The sequence below is a fragment of the Streptomyces pluripotens genome, assembly GCF_000802245.2.
In the GTDB taxonomy this organism is placed as follows: Bacteria; Actinomycetota; Actinomycetes; order Streptomycetales; family Streptomycetaceae; genus Streptomyces; species Streptomyces pluripotens.
The window spans coordinates 5728449-5747056 of record NZ_CP021080.1; the positions used below are offsets into that span (position 1 = coordinate 5728449).

Annotated in this window: 1 protein-coding gene; it reads left to right on the forward strand. The window is 73.9% G+C overall.

What is annotated here, in order from left to right:
- Positions 1-31 precede the first annotated feature (31 nt).
- Positions 32-18607, forward strand: a complete 18576-nt coding sequence (locus tag LK06_RS25670) for a type I polyketide synthase (protein WP_086083503.1) — start codon at positions 32-34, stop codon at positions 18605-18607.
- The last annotated feature ends 1 nt before the right edge of the window (position 18608 follow it).

Below are 18608 nucleotides of genomic sequence, written 5' to 3' on the forward strand. Positions count from 1 at the left end.
GTACGGATCAATAGGTAGGGCGTACTCGACCATGGTTGAATTCCAAGCTGACACGTCGATATCGGCCGAGGCGATCGCCGTCGTCGGTATGTCCTGCCGACTGCCGCACGCGGAGAACCCCGCGCAACTGTGGCGGCTGCTGCGCGAGGGCCGCAGTGCGATCGGCGCGCCACCGGCGGGGCGCCCCGGACTGCCCTCCCGGCCGGGGGGCTACCTGGAGGACGTCAGCGGCTTCGACGCGGGCTTCTTCGGCGTCAGCCCGCGTGAGGCGGCGTCGATGGACCCGCAGCAGCGGCTGATGCTGGAGCTGGCCTGGGAGGCGTTGGAGGACGCCAGGATCGTCCCGTCCGCGCTCGCCGACAGCCGGACCGGTGTCTTCGTCGGTGTCATCGCCGACGACTACGCCGCGCTCACGCGTCAGCACGCGGGCGACGGCGTCACCCGCCACACCCTGACCGGTCTCAACCGTGGTGTCATCGCCAACCGGATCTCCTACACCCTGGGTCTGCACGGGCCGAGCGCGGCCGTGGACACCGGCCAGTCCTCCTCACTGGTCGCCGTGCACCTGGCGGCCGAGAGCCTGCGCCGCGGCGAGTCCACCATGGCCCTGGCCGGCGGGGTCAGCCTCAACCTGGTGCCGGACAGCACCACCAGCGCCGAGCGGCTCGGCGCCCTGTCACCGGACGGCCTCAGCTTCACGTTCGACGCGAGGGCGAATGGATACGTACGCGGTGAGGGCGGCGCGTTCGTCCTGCTCAAGCCACTGCACGCCGCCGTGGCGGACGGGGACCCGGTCTACTGCGTGCTGCGCGGCAGCGCGATGAACAACGACGGGACCACCGAGGGCCTCACCGTGCCCAGTTCGGCCGGCCAGCAGGAGGTCCTGCGGCAGGCGTACCGGCGTGCCGGCGTGGCCGCCGAGCAGGTCCAGTACGTCGAACTGCACGGCACGGGCACCAAAGTGGGGGACCCGATCGAGGCGTCGGCTCTGGGCGCGGTGCTCGGCGACGGCCGCGCGGACGGAGCCGCACTGCGGGTCGGATCGGTGAAGACGAACGTCGGGCACCTGGAGGGTGCCGCCGGCATCGTCGGCCTGCTGAAGGCGGCGCTCTGCATCCGTCACCGCGAGCTCGTGCCGAGCCTCAATTTCGAGACCCCGAACCCCGGCATCCCCTTCGACGCGTTGAAGCTGGCCGTGCAGCGCGGCGTCGAGGCGTGGCCGCGGCCGGACGAACCGCTCTACGGAGGCGTCAGCTCGTTCGGCGTGGGCGGTACGAACTGCCACGTCGTGCTGTCGGACTGGCGCACCGGGCCTGCGGAGGGTCCGCCTGCCGCCGCGTCCGGCACGGGTGCGGTGCCGTGGGTGCTGTCGGGCAGGTCGGCCGAAGCCGTGGCCGGCCAGGCCGGGCGGCTCGTGTCGTACCTGGAGGAGCGGCCGGAGCTGGACGCCGAGGCGGTGGGCCGCTCGCTCGCGGCGTCGCGTGCCCGATTCGATCACCGTGCGGTGGTCGTGGGGCAGACCCCCGACGAACTGCTGGCGGGTGCGCGGGCGTTGGCCGAGGGGCTGCCCGCGGCTGGTGTGGTGACGGGCCGTGCGGTACCGGGAGGCCCCGGTAGGACGGTGTTCGTGTTTCCGGGTCAGGGGTCGCAGTGGCGGGGTATGGCGGTGGGGCTGGTGGAGGTGTCGCCGGTGTTCGCTGCTCGTCTGGGGGAGTGTGAGCGGGCGTTGGTGCCGTTCACGGGGTGGTCGTTGCTGGATGTGTTGCGGGGTGTGGAGGGTGCGCCTGGTCTGGATCGGGTGGATGTGGTGCAGCCGGCGTTGTGGGCGGTGATGGTGTCGTTGGCGGCGTTGTGGCGTTCGGTGGGTGTGGAGCCGGATGCGGTGGTGGGGCATTCGCAGGGTGAGATCGCGGCTGCGGTGGTGTCGGGGGCGTTGTCGCTGGAGGACGCGGCGAAGGTCGTGGCGTTGCGCAGTCGGGCGATCGTGCGGCTGGCGGGTACGGGTGGGATGGTCTCGGTGGCCTTGCCTGCGGGTGAGGTGGGTGAGCTCGTCGCGCGGTGGGACGGCGCGATCGACATCGCCGCGCACAACGGTCCCCGGAGCACGGTCGTCTCCGGCGACCCGGAGGCCCTGGCCGACCTCGTCGAGCGCGGTGAGGCCGAGGGGTACCGTGCCCGCACCATCCCGGTCGACTACGCCTCCCACTCCGCCCACGTCGACCTGCTGAGGGACGAGCTGCGGGAACTGCTGGCCGATGTCACGCCGCGTGGGGGTGACATCCCGTTCTTCTCCACCGTCACCGGGCAGCAGCTGGACGGCACGGAGCTCGACGGCTCGTACTGGTTCAGCAACCTGCGCCAAACCGTCCGGCTGGAGGAGGCCACCCGCGCTCTGCTCGACGACGGGCATCACGTCTTCATCGAGGTCAGCACCCACCCGGTGCTCACCTCGGCCCTCAGTGACACGGCCGAGGAGGCCGGAGTCGGCGGCGCCGTCGTCGTCGGATCGCTGCGCCGCGACGACGGGGGGCAGGACCGTTTCCTGACCTCGGTCGCGGAGGCGCACGCCAACGGCGTGGAGGTGGACTGGGAGCGTCTGCTGCCGGGTCCGGGGCTGGTGGATCTGCCCACGTACGCCTTCCAGCGTGAGCACTACTGGCTGGAGGGCCCGGCGGCCGGGCCGGCCCCGGTCCGGACCGCCGTGGCACGGCGGAGCGGCCGGAAGAGGTCGGCGCCGCGCGGCGACGCCCTGGAGCTGGTGCGTGCGCACGCGGCGGCGGCGCTCGGCCACGGCTCGGCGCGTGACGTCGACATCGACACGACCTTCAAGGACCTGGGCTTCGACTCCGTCTCGTCCGTCGAGCTCCGGAACGCGCTGAACAGGGCCACCGGGCTGTCGCTGCCCACCGGCCTCCTCTTCGACCACCCGACCCCGGCCGTACTCGCCGCACACCTCGGCACTCAGCTCCCGGACCTGGCCGAGGAACCGGACGGGGAGCTGTACGAGGACCTGTACGAAGGCCAGGACCAGGGCCTGGACGGCGACGCCTACGAGGCCGTGGCGCTCGACGAGCCGATCGCGATCGTGGGCATGGCGTGCCGGCTGCCGGGCGGGGTCGCCTCCCCCGCGGACCTGTGGAACCTGGTCAGCGACGAGGTCGACGCGATCGGCGCATTCCCGGCCAACCGGGGCTGGGACCTCGACGCGCTCTTCACCGACGATCCGGACAGCCCCGGCACGACCTATGCCACCCAGGGCGGCTTCCTGCACGACGCGGACCGGTTCGACGCCGAGTTCTTCGGCATCAGCCCCCGGGAGGCGGCGGCGATGGAGCCCCAGCAGCGGCTGCTGCTGGAGACGGCCTGGGAGGCTCTGGAGCAGGCGGGCATCGACCCCGCCGCGCTGCGCGGCACCCGAACCGGTGTGTATGTGGGCGCCACGGCGCAGGAGTACGGGCCGAGGCTGCACGAGCCGTCCGGCGGACACGACGGCTACCTGCTGACGGGCAACACCGCCAGTGTGGCCTCGGGTCGGCTGGCCTACACCTTCGGTCTCGAAGGCCCGGCGGTGACGGTCGACACCGCCTGCTCGTCCTCACTCGTCGCGCTCCACCTCGCCGCGCGGTCGCTGCGCCAGGGCGAGTCCTCCATGGCGCTGGCCGGCGGTGTGTCCGTCATGGCCACGCCCGGCATGTTCGTGGAGTTCTCCCGGCAGCGCGGGCTGTCGCCGGACGGGCGTTGCAAGGCGTTCTCGTCGTCGGCGGACGGTACCGGCTGGGCCGAGGGCGTGGGCTTGCTGGTGCTGGAGCGGTTGTCGGACGCGGAACGCAACGGGCACCGGGTGCTCGCGGTGATCCGTGGTTCCGCCGTGAACCAGGACGGGGCGAGCAACGGCCTGACGGCCCCGAACGGGCCCGCGCAGGAGGGGGTCATCCGCGCCGCGCTGGCCGACGCCCGCCTGTCGGCGTCCGAGGTGGACGCGGTGGAGGCGCACGGCACGGGCACCAGGCTCGGCGACCCGATCGAGGCGCAGGCGCTCCTGGCCACCTACGGCCAGGACCGCGAGGAGCCGCTCCGCCTCGGCTCGCTGAAGTCGAACGTCGGTCACACGCAGGCCGCGGCGGGTGTCGCGGGCGTGATCAAGATGGTCATGGCCATGCGGCACGGGGTGCTCCCGGCGACGCTGCACGTGGACGAGGCGACCCCGCACGTCGACTGGTCGGCCGGCGCGGTGGAGCTGCTGACGCGGGCCGAGCAGTGGCCGGAGCGCGGTCGCCCGCGCCGGGCAGCCGTCTCGTCGTTCGGCATCAGCGGTACCAACGCACACCTCATCGTCGAGCAGGTGACGGAGATCGAAGCCCCGGTGGCGGTGCCGGGACCGGTGCCGTGGGTGGTGTCGGGCAGGTCGCGGGCCGCTCTGTCGGAGCAGGCGCAACGGCTGGTGTCGTACCTGGAGGAACGGCCGGAGCTGGACGCCGCGGCCGTGGGCCGTGCGCTGGCCGTGTCACGTGCCCGATTCGCCCACCGCGCGGTGGTCGTGGGGGAGACCCGTGAGGAACTCCTCGGCGCCCTGCGGGCGTTGACTCCGGGTGAGGCCGCATCGGCGGGCCCGGTGGCGTTCCTGTTCTCGGGGCAGGGCAGTCAGCGGGTGGGCATGGGCCGTGAGCTGTACGCGGCGGAGCCGGTGTTCGCGGCTGCGTTCGACGAGGTCGCGGAGGCGTTGGACGTCCACCTGGACCGTTCGCTCGCCGAAGTGATCGAGGGTGAGCCGGAGCTGCTGCGGCGGACCCTCTACACCCAGCCGGCGTTGTTCGCGGTCGAGGTGGCCCTGTTCCGTCTGCTGACCCGTTACGGGGTGACCCCGGACTATCTGGTGGGTCATTCGGTGGGTGAGCTGGCGGCGGCCCATGTGGCGGGTGTGCTGTCGCTCCAGGACGCCGCGCGTCTGGTGTGCGCGCGGGCGCGTCTGATGGAGGGTGTTGCCGAGGGCGGGACGATGGCCGCCCTGAACGCGGGGGAGGCGCGCGTCGCCGGGTGGCTGGAGGGCCGTTCCGGGGTGGAGGTGGCCGGGGTCAACAGCCCCGCCGCCACCGTGATCTCGGGTGACGAGACGGCCGTGCTCGACGTCCTGGAGCTGGCGCGCGGGGAGGGCGTGCGGGCCACACGGCTGAAGGTGAGCCACGCCTTCCACTCCGCGCACCTGGACGGCATGCTGGCGGAGCTCACCGAGATCGCCCGGACCCTGACCCATTCGGCTCCCCGGATCCCGGTCGTCTCGAACGTCACCGGTGAGGTGGTCGAGGAGTTCACTCCCGAGTACTGGGCCGTGCAGGCCCGTTCGGCGGTCCGTTTCGCCGACGGCATCGCCACGCTGGCCGGTCTCGGTGTGACGGCGTTCGTGGAGCTGGGCCCCGACGGGACGCTCGCGGCTCTGGCGGGCGAGTGCCTGGACGGCGCCGAGGGCGTCGTCACGGTTCCGGTGCTGCGCAAGGACCGTCCCGAGAAGCGTTCCCTGCTCGCCGCCCTGGGCGCTGTGCACGCACACGGCGCGGGTGTGGATTGGGAGCGGTTCCTGCCGGGCTCCGGTGTGGTGGAGCTGCCGACCTATGCCTTCCAGCGCGAACGCTTCTGGCTGGACGCGCCGCGCTACGGTGACGCGGCGGGTCTGGGTCTGACGGCTGTGGATCACCCGCTGCTGGCAGCGGTGATCACGGAGCCGGACGGTGACGCGGTCCAGTTCTCGGCTTCGGTCTCGTCGTCCTCGCACCCGTGGCTGGCCGATCACGCGATCGGGGGGACGGTCCTGGTACCGGGGACGGTTTTCCTGGAACTCGCGGGCGCCGCGGCCGAACAGCTGGGATACGCAGGCGTCGAGGAGCTCACCCTCCAGGCCCCCCTGGCTCTCCCGGGGACGACGGGCGCTCAGCTGCGGCTGACCGTCGACCGGGCCGACGTGCGGGGTGACCGCCGGTTCACCGTGTACGCACGGACCGGTGAGGAGCAGTGGACCGTCCACGCGACCGGCCTGCTCACCTCCGCCGTCCCCTCGCCGGGTGTCTCCCTGGAGGCCTGGCCCCCAGCAGGCGCCACGCCCGTCCCGCTCGACGGCGTCTACGACCGCCTCGGCGACCTGGGCTACGGCTACGGGCCGGCCTTCCAGGGGCTGCGTGCCGCCTGGCGCGCCGGTGACGACCTGTTCGCCGAGGCCGTCCTGCCCGAGCAGCTCCATCCGGGAGCCGCGCGCTTCGGGGTGCATCCCGCCCTGCTCGACGCGGTCCTGCACCCGCTCGTGCTGGAGGCCGCGGCCTCGGCGCAGGACGACACCACGATCCGACTGCCGTTCTCGTTCGCGGGCTTCGCGCCGCATGCGGTCGGCGCCACGGTGGTGCGGGTCCACTGGACCCGGACCGGACAGGACACGGCCCGTCTCGCTCTCGCCGACGGTGCCGGCGCTCCGGTGGCCACCATCGAGTCGGTCACCCTGCGGCCGGTCGCCCGCGACCGGATCGCCGTCGCCGGCCCGGCCGCGGAGTCCCTGTACCGGATGGCCTGGGAGCCCGTCCCGGCGGCCGAGCCGGTCGCCGGACGGCGGTGGGTCCGGCTGGGCGAGGCGCCCTACGCCGACCTCGCCGCCCTCGGCGCCGCGCTCGACGCCGGATCAGATGTGCCGGAGTTCGTGGTGATCGGCGAGCGGGAACTCGTCCACGACGGCATCGGTGACGTACTCGACCGGACCCACTCCACCGCCTCGCGTGGGCTGGAGACGGTGCAGGAGTGGCTGGTCGCCCCGCGGTTCGCGGACAGCCGCCTCGTCCTCGTCGTCCCGGACGGCGCGCTGCACACGGCCCCGCTCGTGGGCCTGATCCGCACCGCGCAGACCGAGCAGCCCGGCCGGCTGGTCCTCGTCCACGTCGACGAGGGCGGGGCGGAGCTGCTGCCCACCGTGCTGGCGTCGGGTGAGCCCGAGGTGGCGGTGCGCGGCGGCGCGCTGTTCGTGCCGCGCCTGACGCGTGCCGAGGGTGTCGCGGCGGGCGTGGCGGAGGATCTCGACCCGGAGGGCACGGTCCTGGTGACCGGTGCTCTGGGTACGCTGGGCCGGCTGGTGACGCGCCGCCTGGTGACGCATCACGGTGCCCGGCACCTGCTGCTGGTGTCGCGTCGCGGGGATGGGACGCCGGGGGCCGCCGAGTTCGTGGCGGAGCTGGCGGAGGCGGGCGCACGGGCGCGCGTGGCGGCCTGTGACGTGTCGGACCCCGGCGCGCTGGCCGGACTGTTGGACGAGGTCGCGGCCGAGCGTCCGCTGACCGCCGTGGTGCACACGGCGGGTGTCCTGGACGACACGACGGTCGCCTCGCTGTCGGCCGGTCAGCTGGAGCGCGTGATGCGTCCGAAGGTGGACGCGGCCTGGAACCTCCACCGCCTCACCGAGTCCCACGGCCTCGCCTCGTTCGTGATGTTCTCGTCCATCGCGGGTCTCATCGGTAACGCCGGCCAGGCCAACTACGCCGCCGCGAACACCTTCCTCGACGCCCTCGCCCAGCACCGCCGCGCCCGGAACCTGCCCGCCACCTCCCTCGCGTGGAGCCTGTGGGACAGCGCCGACGGCATGGCCGCGACCCTCGCCGACGCCGATGTCGCGCGGTGGAGGCGGAACGGGATCGTCCCGCTGACCCCGGAACTGGGCCTCGACCTCTTCGACGCGGCGCTCGCCTCGACGGAGCCGCTGCTGGTCCCCGCCGAACTCGACCTGCGCGCCCTGCGGGCCCGTGCCGCTGAGAACACGCTCCCCGAACTGTTCACCGGCCTGGTCCGCGTCCGCCGCCGGCAGGCCGCCACCGCCGGCGCCGGCTCGTCGTGGGCCGGGCGGCTGAACGCGCTGGGCGCGGAGGAGCGGGCCCAGGCCGTGCTCCGGACCGTACGGGAGACCGTGGGGCTGGTCCTCGGGCACGGGGCCGACGCCGGCATCGACCCGGTCAAGGCGTTCATGGACATCGGCTTCGACTCCCTCACGGGTGTCGAACTGCGCAACCGGCTCAGCGCGGTGACCGGGCTGCGCCTGCCCACCACCCTCGTGTTCGACTACCCATCGCCCCGGGCGGTGGCGGACTTCCTGCTGGACCGGCTCGACGAGACCGGGACGGCCGTCGTCCCGTCGGTGGCCGCCCACGCCCAGGGAACGGACGAGCCGATCGCCGTGGTCGGTATGGGATGCCGCTATCCGGGCGGAGTCTCCTCGCCGGAGGACCTGTGGCGGCTCGTCGCGGAGGGCCGGGACGCGATCGACGAGTTCCCGGCCGACCGAGGATGGGACGTGGAGAGCCTCTACGACCCGGACCCCGACAAGACCGGCACGTCGTACACCCGCAAGGGCGGATTCCTCTACGGATCCGCCGACTTCGACGCCGAGTTCTTCGGCCTGAGTCCGCGTGAGGCGATCGCGACCGACCCGCAGCAGCGGGTGCTGCTGGAGGTCGCCTGGGAGGCGCTGGAGCGTGCGGGAGTCGACCCCGCATCGCTGCGCGGCACTTCGACCGGTGTCTACGCGGGTGTGATGTACAACGACTACGGGTCGCGGCTGGGACGTGCGCCGGAGGGTTTCGAGGGGCATCTGCTGACGGGCACGATCTCCAGTGTCCTGTCGGGCCGGGTGGCCTACACGTTCGGTCTGGAAGGACCGGCGGTGACGCTGGACACGGCGTGTTCGTCCTCCCTGGTGGCGGTGCACCTGGCCGCTCAGGCGCTGCGCCAGGGCGAGTGCTCGATGGCACTGGCCGGCGGGGTCACCGTGATGTCCACGCCGACGACCTTCGTCGAGTTCTCGCGTCAGCGCGGTCTGTCGCCGGACGGGACCTGCAAGTCGTTCGCGGCGTCGGCGGACGGTACGGGCTGGGGCGAGGGCGCGGGCATGCTGGTGCTGGAGCGGCTGTCGGACGCCCAGCGGCTCGGACACACCGTGCTGGGGGTGATCCGGGGTTCCGCGGTCAACCAGGACGGTGCGAGCAACGGCCTCACCGCCCCCAACGGGCCCTCGCAGGAACGCGTCATCCGCCAGGCCCTCGCCAACGCCCGTCTCGCCCCGCACGAGGTGGACGCGGTCGAGGCGCACGGCACCGGCACCCGGCTCGGTGACCCGATCGAGGCCAACGCGCTGCTCGCCACCTACGGCCAGGAACGCGAGGAGCCCCTGCGGCTGGGTTCGGTCAAGTCGAACATCGGTCACACGCAGGCCGCCGCGGGTGTCGCGGGCATCATCAAGATGCTGATGGCGATGCGCCACGGGGAGCTCGCGCCGACGCTGCACGTGGACGAGCCCACACCCCACGTCGACTGGTCGGCGGGTGCGGTGGAGCTGGTCACCGAGCGCCGGCCGTGGCCGGAGGTGGCGCGTCCGCGCCGCGCGGCCGTGTCCTCGTTCGGTATCAGCGGTACGAACGCCCATGTGGTCCTGGAGCAGGGCCCCGAGCCCGCCGCGGCCGGCGAGCCGGTGGTGGCGGGGCTTCCGCTGGTGGTCTCGGCGAAGAGCGAGGCGGCCCTGGCGGCGCGCGCCGGCCAGGTGCGCGAGCTGATGGCCCCGGAGACCGTCGACCCGGCACGGGTGGCGTCGGCTCTCGCCACGCGCGTCCCGCACCTCCCCTTCCGGGCGGCGGTCTCCGGCGCCGGCCACGACGAACTGCTCGCCGGTCTCGACGCGCTGGCCTCGGGCGGGCCCGCGCCGAACCTGGTGCGGGGCACCGTCACCGGTCCGGGCACGACGGTGTTCGTGTTTCCGGGTCAGGGGTCGCAGTGGCGGGGTATGGCGGTGGGGCTGGTGGAGGTGTCGCCGGTGTTCGCTGCTCGTCTGGGGGAGTGTGAGCGGGCGTTGGTGCCGTTCACGGGGTGGTCGTTGCTGGATGTGTTGCGGGGTGTGGAGGGTGCGCCTGGTCTGGATCGGGTGGACGTGGTGCAGCCGGCGTTGTGGGCGGTGATGGTGTCGTTGGCGGCGTTGTGGCGTTCGGTGGGTGTGGAGCCGGATGCGGTGGTGGGGCATTCGCAGGGTGAGATCGCGGCTGCGGTGGTGTCGGGGGCGTTGTCGCTGGAGGACGCGGCGAAGGTCGTGGCGTTGCGCAGTCGAGCGATCGTGCGGCTGGCGGGTACGGGTGGGATGGTCTCGGTGGCCTTGCCTGCGGGTGAGGTGGGTGAGCTCGTCGCGCGGTGGGACGGCGCGATCGACATCGCCGCGCACAACGGTCCGCGTTCCGTGGTGGTCGCCGGAGAGGTGACCGCCCTGGAGGAGCTGGTCGCCCACTGCAAGGCCAACGGCCTGCGCGCCAAGCGGATCCCGGTCGACTACGCCTCCCACTCCGCGCACGTGGACAGCGTGCGGGACGAGCTACTCGAGGCCCTGTCCTCGCTCACCCCGCGCGCCGTCGATGTGCCCTTCCTCTCCACCGTCACCGGGCAGCAGCTGGACGGCACGGAGCTCGACGGCTCGTACTGGTTCAGCAATCTGCGCCAAACCGTCCGGCTGGAGGAGGCCACCCGGACCCTGCTCGCACAGGGCCACCGCGTGTTCATCGAGGCCAGCGCCCACCCGGTGCTGACCGTCGCGCTCCAGGAGACGATCGACGATACGCCGTACGACAGTGCCGTCACCGTGCCCTCGCTCCACCGTGACGAGGGTGGAATCGACGACTTCCTCGCCTCCGCCGCGCAGGCCCACGTCTCGGGCGCCCCGATCGACTGGACCGCGGTGGTCGGCGGGCCCGGCGCGGTCGTCGACCTGCCGACCTACCCCTTCCAGCGCAGGCGCCACTGGCTGGAGGGCCCGGCGTCGGCCGGGGACGCGGGCGGGCTCGGCATGGCCGCCGAGCGGCACCCGCTCATCGGCGCCGCGCTCTGGACGGCCGACCAGGACAAGCTGGTCCTCAGCGGCAGGATCTCCCTGACCACGCAGCCCTGGCTCGCGGACCACGCCGTGGCCGGCACCGTGCTGCTCCCCGGTACCGCCTTCGTGGACCTCGCCATCCGGGCGGGTGACCACACCGGCCTCGACGAGCTCGACGAGCTGACCCTCCAGGCCCCCCTGGTGCTGGCCGGCCGTGGCGGAGTCCAGCTCCAGGTCGTGGTCGACGCCCCGGACGAGGAGGGCCGACGCGCGCTGTCCGTGCACTCCCGCCCGGAATCCGAGCCCGACGCCGCCGCCGTCCACCCGTGGACCCTGCACGCCACCGGCGTACTGGGCCACGCGAAGGAAGGTCCGGCAGTACAGGCCGGCACCCCGTGGCCCCCGGCCGGCGCCGAACCGGTCGACCTGACGGCGGCCTACGACACGCTCGCCGAGCGAGGCTTCCAGTACGGGCCCGCCTTCCAGGGCCTGCGGGCGCTGTGGCGCGCCGGCCGGGAGATGTTCGCCGAGGTCGCGCTGCCGGAGGGCGTCGCCCCGGGCGAGTTCGGGATCCACCCGGCCCTCCTCGACGCCGCCCTGCACCCGCTGGCGCTCGCGGAGGACGGCCACCTGGCGCTGCCGTTCTCCTGGACCGGCGTTCGGCTGTACGCGGTGGACGCCGGCGGGGTGCGCGTACGGATCACCCCGGAGGGCTCGGGCGCCGCTCTCTCCCTCGCCGACGCGAGCGGTGCGCCGATCGCGTCGGTGAGGACGCTCGGCCTGCGGGCCGTGGACCCCGCGCGGATCGCCGGCTCGGGCGCGCCCCGCCGGCCGCTGCTCCAGGTGGAGTGGACGACCGCCCCGGAGGCCGCTCCGGCCACCGGGTGGGCCGTCGTCGGCGCCGCCGGTCACGGTCTGCCGGCCCCTCTGGGCAACTACCCGGACCTCGCCGGCACGGTCGGTGCCCCGCCGATCGTGGTGGTCCCGTTCTCCGGTGAGGACGGCCCCGGCGCCGTGGTCCACCGGGCTCTGCGGCTGGCCCAGGAGTGGCTCGCCGAGGAGCGGTTCGCCGATTCGCGCCTGGTCTTCGTGACCCGCGACGCGACCACCGCGCGCACGGAGGCCGGACTCGGCTCCGCTCCCGTCTGGGGGCTGGTGCGGACCGCCATGGCCGAGCACCCCGGCCGGTTCGGGCTGCTGGACCTGACGGACTGGGACGTCTCCGAGGCCGAGCTCGGCCGCGCGCTGGCCGTACCGGACGCGCAGGTGAGCCTGCGCGACGGGGCGCTGCTCGTACCCCGGCTGGTCACCTCGCCCACGGCTGGCGACGACACCGTGCCCGCCCTGGACCCCGAGGGCACCGTGCTCGTCACGGGCGCCACCGGCACCCTGGGCCGGCTGTTCGCCCGCCACCTCGTCACCGCCCACGGCGTACGGCACCTGCTGCTGGTGAGCCGCCGCGGCCGGGACGCGGCGGGCATGCCGGAGCTGGAGGCCGAACTCGCCGCCCACGGAGCCGCGGTGTCCGTGGTCGCCTGCGACACTGCCGACCGCACGGCGGTCGCCGCGCTGCTGGACACGATTCCCTCGGAGCACCCGCTCACCGCCGTCCTGCACACCGCCGGTGTCCTCGACGACGGCACGCTGCACGCCCTCACTGCCCGGCAGCTCGACGACGTACTGCGTCCCAAGGTCGACGCCGCCCGGCACCTGCACGAGCTGACGGCCGACCTGGACCTGGACGCGTTCGTCCTGTTCTCCTCGCTCGCCGGTACGGTCGGCACGGCGGGGCAGGCCAACTACGCCGCGGCCAACACCTATCTGGACGCCCTGGCGCACCACCGCCAGACCCTCGGCCTGCCCGGTACGTCGCTGGCCTGGGGTCTGTGGGCCGAGGGCAGCGGGATGACCGGTCACCTGACCGACGCCGACCTCGCCCGCATGGCCCGGGGCGGCATCGCCCCACTCGGCAGCGAACAGGGGCTTGCGCTGTTCGACGCGGCCCTCGCGACCCGCCGCCCGGCGCTCGTCCCGGCGCTGCTCGACCACACCGGACTGCGGGCCCGGCGCGAGGACGGCACCCTGCCCGCGATCTTCGACGGCCTGGTGCGCCCAGCGCAGCGCACCGCCGCCGGCGAGCGGGCGGGCGGGAACTCCCTCCGGGAACGCCTGGCGTCCATGGCCCCCCAGGACCAGGAGCGCGCGCTGCTGGAGCTGGTCCGCGGCGTGGTGGCCTCCGTGCTGGGGCACACCGACGCCGGCCAGGTCGCGCCCGACCGGGCCTTCAACGAGCTGGGCTTCGACTCGCTCAAGGCGGTGGAACTGCGCAACCGGCTGAACGCGGCCACAGGTCTGAAGCTGCCCGCGACGCTGGTGTTCGACCACCCGAGTACGGTCGAACTGGCCGGTTTTCTGCGGACCGAGCTGCTCGGCCGGGCCGCCGCACAGGCCGAGGCCGAACCGGCCGTCGACGCCTCCGACGAGCCGATTGCGATCGTCGCGATGGCCTGCCGCTATCCGGGCGAGGTCAGCTCGCCGGAGGAGCTGTGGGCGCTGCTGTCCGACGAGCGGGACGCCATCGGCCCGTTCCCGGACGACCGCGGCTGGGACCTGGACGGCCTGTACGACGCGGACCCCGACCACATGGGCACCTCGTACACCCGGCACGGCGGGTTCCTCTACGACGCACCGCAGTTCGACCCCGAGCTCTTCGGGGTGAGCGCCCGTGAGGCCACCGCCATCGACCCGCAGCAGCGCCTGCTGCTGGAGATCTGCTGGGAGGCATTCGAACGCGCGGGCATCGACCCGGCCTCACTCAAGGGCAGCCGGACCGGGGTGTTCGCCGGTGTCATGGCCAACGACTACGCGGCACGCCTGAAGGACGCCCCCGAGGCCCTGGAGGGCTACCTGTCGGTCGGCAGCACGGTCAGTGTCGCCTCCGGCCGAGTCGCCTACACCTTCGGCCTCCAGGGACCGGCGATCACCGTCGACACCGCCTGCTCCTCCTCCCTCGTCTCCCTCCACCTCGCCGCCCAGGCGCTGCGGAACGGTGAGTGCGGGCTGGCCCTGGCCGGCGGGGTGACCGTCCTCGCTGCGCCCACTCTGTTCGTGGAGTTCAGCAGGCAGCGCGGCCTGGCACCGGACGGCCGGTGCAAGTCCTTCTCCGCCCGGGCGGACGGGGCGGCCTGGGCCGAAGGCGCCGGAATCCTCCTGCTGGAACGGCTCTCCGACGCCCGGCGCAACGGCCGCCGGGTCCTCGGCGTGATCCGGGGAACCGCCGTCAACCAGGACGGTGCGAGCAACGGCCTCACCGCCCCCAACGGCTCCTCGCAGGAGCGGGTGATCCGCCAGGCCCTGACCAACGCGGGCCTGACCACCGCGGACGTCGACGCACTGGAGGCCCACGGCACCGGTACCACGCTGGGCGACCCGATCGAGGCCCGCGCCGTACTCGCCACGTACGGGCAGGAGCGTACGGCGCCCCTCCTGATGGGCTCCCTGAAATCCAACATCGGACACTCCCAGGCCGCCGCCGGCGTGGCCGGGGTCATCAAGATGGTCATGGCGATGGAGCACGGGGTGCTCCCCAGGAGCCTCCACATCGACGAGCCCAGCCCGCACGTGGACTGGTCCGCCGGGGCGGTCGAACTGCTCACCGAGGCGGTGCCGTGGCCCGAGTCCGACCGGTCGCGCCGGGCGGGCGTGTCCTCCTTCGGCATCAGCGGTACCAACGCCCACGTCATCGTGGAGCAGACGCCGGCCGAGGGGGTGGCCCCGCCCGCCGCGCCGATGCCGGTCGTGCCCCTGCCGCTGTCCGCGCACAACGACGCGGCTCTGCTCGCGCAGGCGGACCGGGTGGGCGCTGCCCTCGCCGGCGCCGCGCGTGGAGACCTGGCGTCGGCGGGCCGGACCCTGGCTCTCGGACGGGCCGGACTGCCGCACCGCGCCGTCGTGGTGGCCTCCACGGTCACCGAAGCGGTCGACGGATGCGCGGCACCGGCCGTGCGGGGCACCCCCGTGGAAGGCCGTACGGCCTTCCTCTTCACCGGCCAGGGCAGCCAGCGACTCGGCATGGGACGGGAGCTGTACACCGCCTACCCCGCCTACGCCGCGGCGCTGGACGCCGTGTGCGAGGAGCTCGACCCGTGGCTGGAGAAGCCGCTGCTCGACGTCCTCTTCGGCACGGACCCGGCGCCGCTGGACCGGACCGGCTTCACGCAGGCCGCCCTCTTTGCCACCGAGGTCGCGCTCTTCCGGCTCCTCGAAGACTGGGGCGTGCGACCGGACTTCGTCGCCGGACACTCCGTCGGTGAGCTGGCCGCCGCGCACGTCGCCGGCGTCCTCTCCCTGGCGGACGCGGCGCAGCTTGTCGCGGCCCGCGGCCGGCTGATGCAGGCGCTGCCCGGCGGCGGCGCGATGCTCGCCGTGGAGGCCGAGGAGCGGGAGGTGCTGCCGCTGCTCGCCGGGCGGGAGGACCTGCTGGACATCGCCGCCGTCAACGGCCCCACCTCCGTGGTGCTCTCGGGCGACGAGGAGGCCGTGGAGGCCGTCGGAGCCGAACTCTCCGCTCTGGGACGCAGGACCAAGCGGCTCCGCGTCAGCCACGCCTTCCACTCGCCGCACATGGACGCGATGCTGGACGAATTCCAGATGGTCGCGAAGGGGCTCACTTTCGCCGCGCCCGCCATCCCGGTCGTCTCCACCCTGACGGGGCAGCTCGCCGGCGCCGAGGAGCTGACCACGTACGAGTACTGGGTCCGGCACGCCCGCCGCCCCGTGCGCTTCCTGGACGCGGCCCGCGCCCTGGAGGCCGAAGGCGTACGGACCTTCCTGGAGCTCGGCCCGGACGGTGTGCTCAGCGCCATGGGGCAGGACTTCCTCGACGCGGGATCGCTCCTGGTCCCGGTGATGCGCGGCGGGCGCCCCGAGCCGCACACAGCCGTCACCGCCCTGGCCCACGCACACGTGCGGGCTGTGCCGGTGGACTGGCGCGCTCTGTTCGGCGAGGACACGGGACCGGCAGCGGAACTGCCGACCTACCCCTTCCAGCGCCGGCGCTACTGGCTCATGGAGGGGCCCGGCGGCGACGTCACCTCGGCCGGGCTCGACGCCGCACGGCACCCGCTGCTCGGGGCCGCGGTCCCGCTCGCCGACTCCGACGGTGTCCTGTTCACCGGCCGGATATCGGCCCGTAGCCACCCCTGGTTCGCCGACCACGCCGTCGCCGGCACCCTGCTGGTCCCCGGCACGGCCCTGGTCGAGCTCGCGCTCCACGCGGGCGCCGCACTCGGCTGCGAGCGGCTGGAGGAACTCGCCCTCCAGGCGCCCCTGGTCCTCCCCGACGAGGGCGCGCTCCAGCTCCAGATCACGGTCGGCGGCCCTGACGGGGACGGCCGCAGGCCCGTCGCCATCCACTCGCGCGGGGACCAGGAAGGCGACGTCTGGGACCGGCACGCCACCGGAACCGTGGTGGCCGCCGTCCCCGGCACCCTGGGCCCCGACCTCGTCCCGTGGCCCCCGGCCGGCGCCGAACCCCAGCCTGTCGAGGACCTGTACGACCGCCTCGCCGACCGGGGCTACGGCTACGGACCCGCCTTCCAGGGCCTCCGGGCGGCATGGCGCTCGGGCGAGGACCTCTACGCCGAGGTACGGCTGCCCGTCGACCTCGATGAGGGATTCGCCCTGCACCCGGCCCTGTTCGACGCCGCGCTGCACGCGCTGCTCCTGGAGGAGCCTGCCGCACTACGGCTGCCCTTCTCCTTCGGCGGCGTCCAGCTGACCGGGACCGCGACCGGCACCCTGCGGGTCAAGCTGTCACCCCGCCCGGACGGAACGGTCACGGTCGCCGTCGCCGACGGGACGGGCGCGCCGGTCGCCACCGTCGCCTCGCTCGCCGTGCGGGCCCTGCCGGCGGGGACCTCGCCGACCCGCCCCTCGGAGCCGCTCGTTTACGCGGTGGAGCGGGCCGCTGTGGAACTTGCCACCGGCGGTGACATGAGCCTCGCGGTCCTCGGCGGGACCACCCTCGGACTCGCCGCCCGGCACCACGCCGACCTCGCCGGCCTGGCGGCCTCGACGGCGGACGGCGCGCCCGTACCCGACGTGGTCGTCCTTCCGGTACGCCCGGCCACCCCGCAGGAGACCGGCCGGGTCACGGAGGAGACGCTGACGGTCCTGCGGCAGTGGCTCGCCACCGACCCGGCGGCCGGAGCGCGGCTCGCCGTGGTCAGCACCGGGGAACTGGCGCACAGCGCGCTCTCCGGGCTGATGCGGACCGCGGAGTCGGAACACCCGGGACGTTTCCAGCACGTGATCACGGACGGCCGCCCGGCCGGCGGCGACCTGCTCGAGGCGGCCCTGGCCGACCCCCGGCCGCAGATCGAACTGCGCGGAGGGCTGGCCTGCGTAACCCGGCTCGCCAAGGTCCCGAACCCGGCCCCGGACACCGGCGGCGCGTTCGACCCGGAGCACACGGTGCTGGTCACCGGGGGCACCGGCGCCCTCGGGGCCCAGGTCGCCCGGCACCTGGTGACCGCCCACGGCGCCCGTCGCCTGCTGCTCACCAGCCGGCGAGGCGGGGCGCGGAATTTGGTCGCCGAACTGACGGCGCTCGGCGCGGACGTACGCGTCGCGGCATGCGACGCGGCCGACCGCGACGCGCTGGCCGCGCTGCTCGCTTCGATCCCGGACGAGCACCCGCTCACCGCGGTCGTGCACGCGGCCGGAGTCGTCGAGGACGCCATGCTGGAGGCCACGACCCCGGAGCGCCTCTCCCGGGTCCTGCGGCCGAAGGCGGCAGCCGCCTGGAACCTGCACGAGCTGACCGCCGGGCTGGAGCTGACGCACTTCGTCCTCTTCTCGTCCGTCGCCGGTCTGGTGGGCAACGCCGGACAGGCCGGCTACGCCGCCGGCAACACCTTCCTGGACGCGCTCGCCGGACACCGGCGCGCCGAGGGCCTGCCCGCCGTGTCCCTCGCCTGGGGAATGTGGCAGGACGGCATGGCGAACGACCTCGACCGTGCCGACCGGGCCAGGCTCGCACGCAACGGGATCCTGCCGATGCCGGCCGCCCGGGCGCTCGCCGCCCTCGACACGGCCCTGGCCGGAGCCGAGGCGCCACCGGTGCTCGCACCGGTGGCCCTCGACCTCGCGGCCCTGCGGAGCCTCGGGGACGCTCTGCCCGAGCTGTACCGGGGCCTGGTGCGCACCGGGCCCCGCACCGGCCGGCGAGCCTCCGCCCCGGCGGAGATCCCCCTCGCGCAACGGCTCTCGGGCCTGGACGCGGAGGAACAGCGGCAGCGACTGCTCGACCTCGTCAGGGAGCAGGTCGGTATCGTGCTGGCCCACCCGGCCCCGCGGACGATCGACGTCCAGCGCGGACTGCTGGACCTGGGCTTCGACTCCCTGACCGTGGTCGAACTGCGCAACCGGCTGAACACCGTCACCGGAATGCGGTTGCCCAGCACGCTCGTCTTCGACCACCCGACCGTTCAGGCTCTCGCCGAACACCTGCGGGGCGAGCTGGCCGGTGAAGCGGCGGACCCGGTCCAGGCGGCCCTGGACGCCCTCGAGGCCGCGCTCTCGGCCGCCGGACCCTCGGACGGCGACGGCCCGGCGGGAACGTACGCCACGCGACTGCGCGGTCTCCTCCGGACGGTGGACGGCGGCCCCGACGGCTCCGACATCGCCCTGGCGACCGACGACGAACTCTTCGCAGCACTTGACAACGAACTCGGCAGGTAGA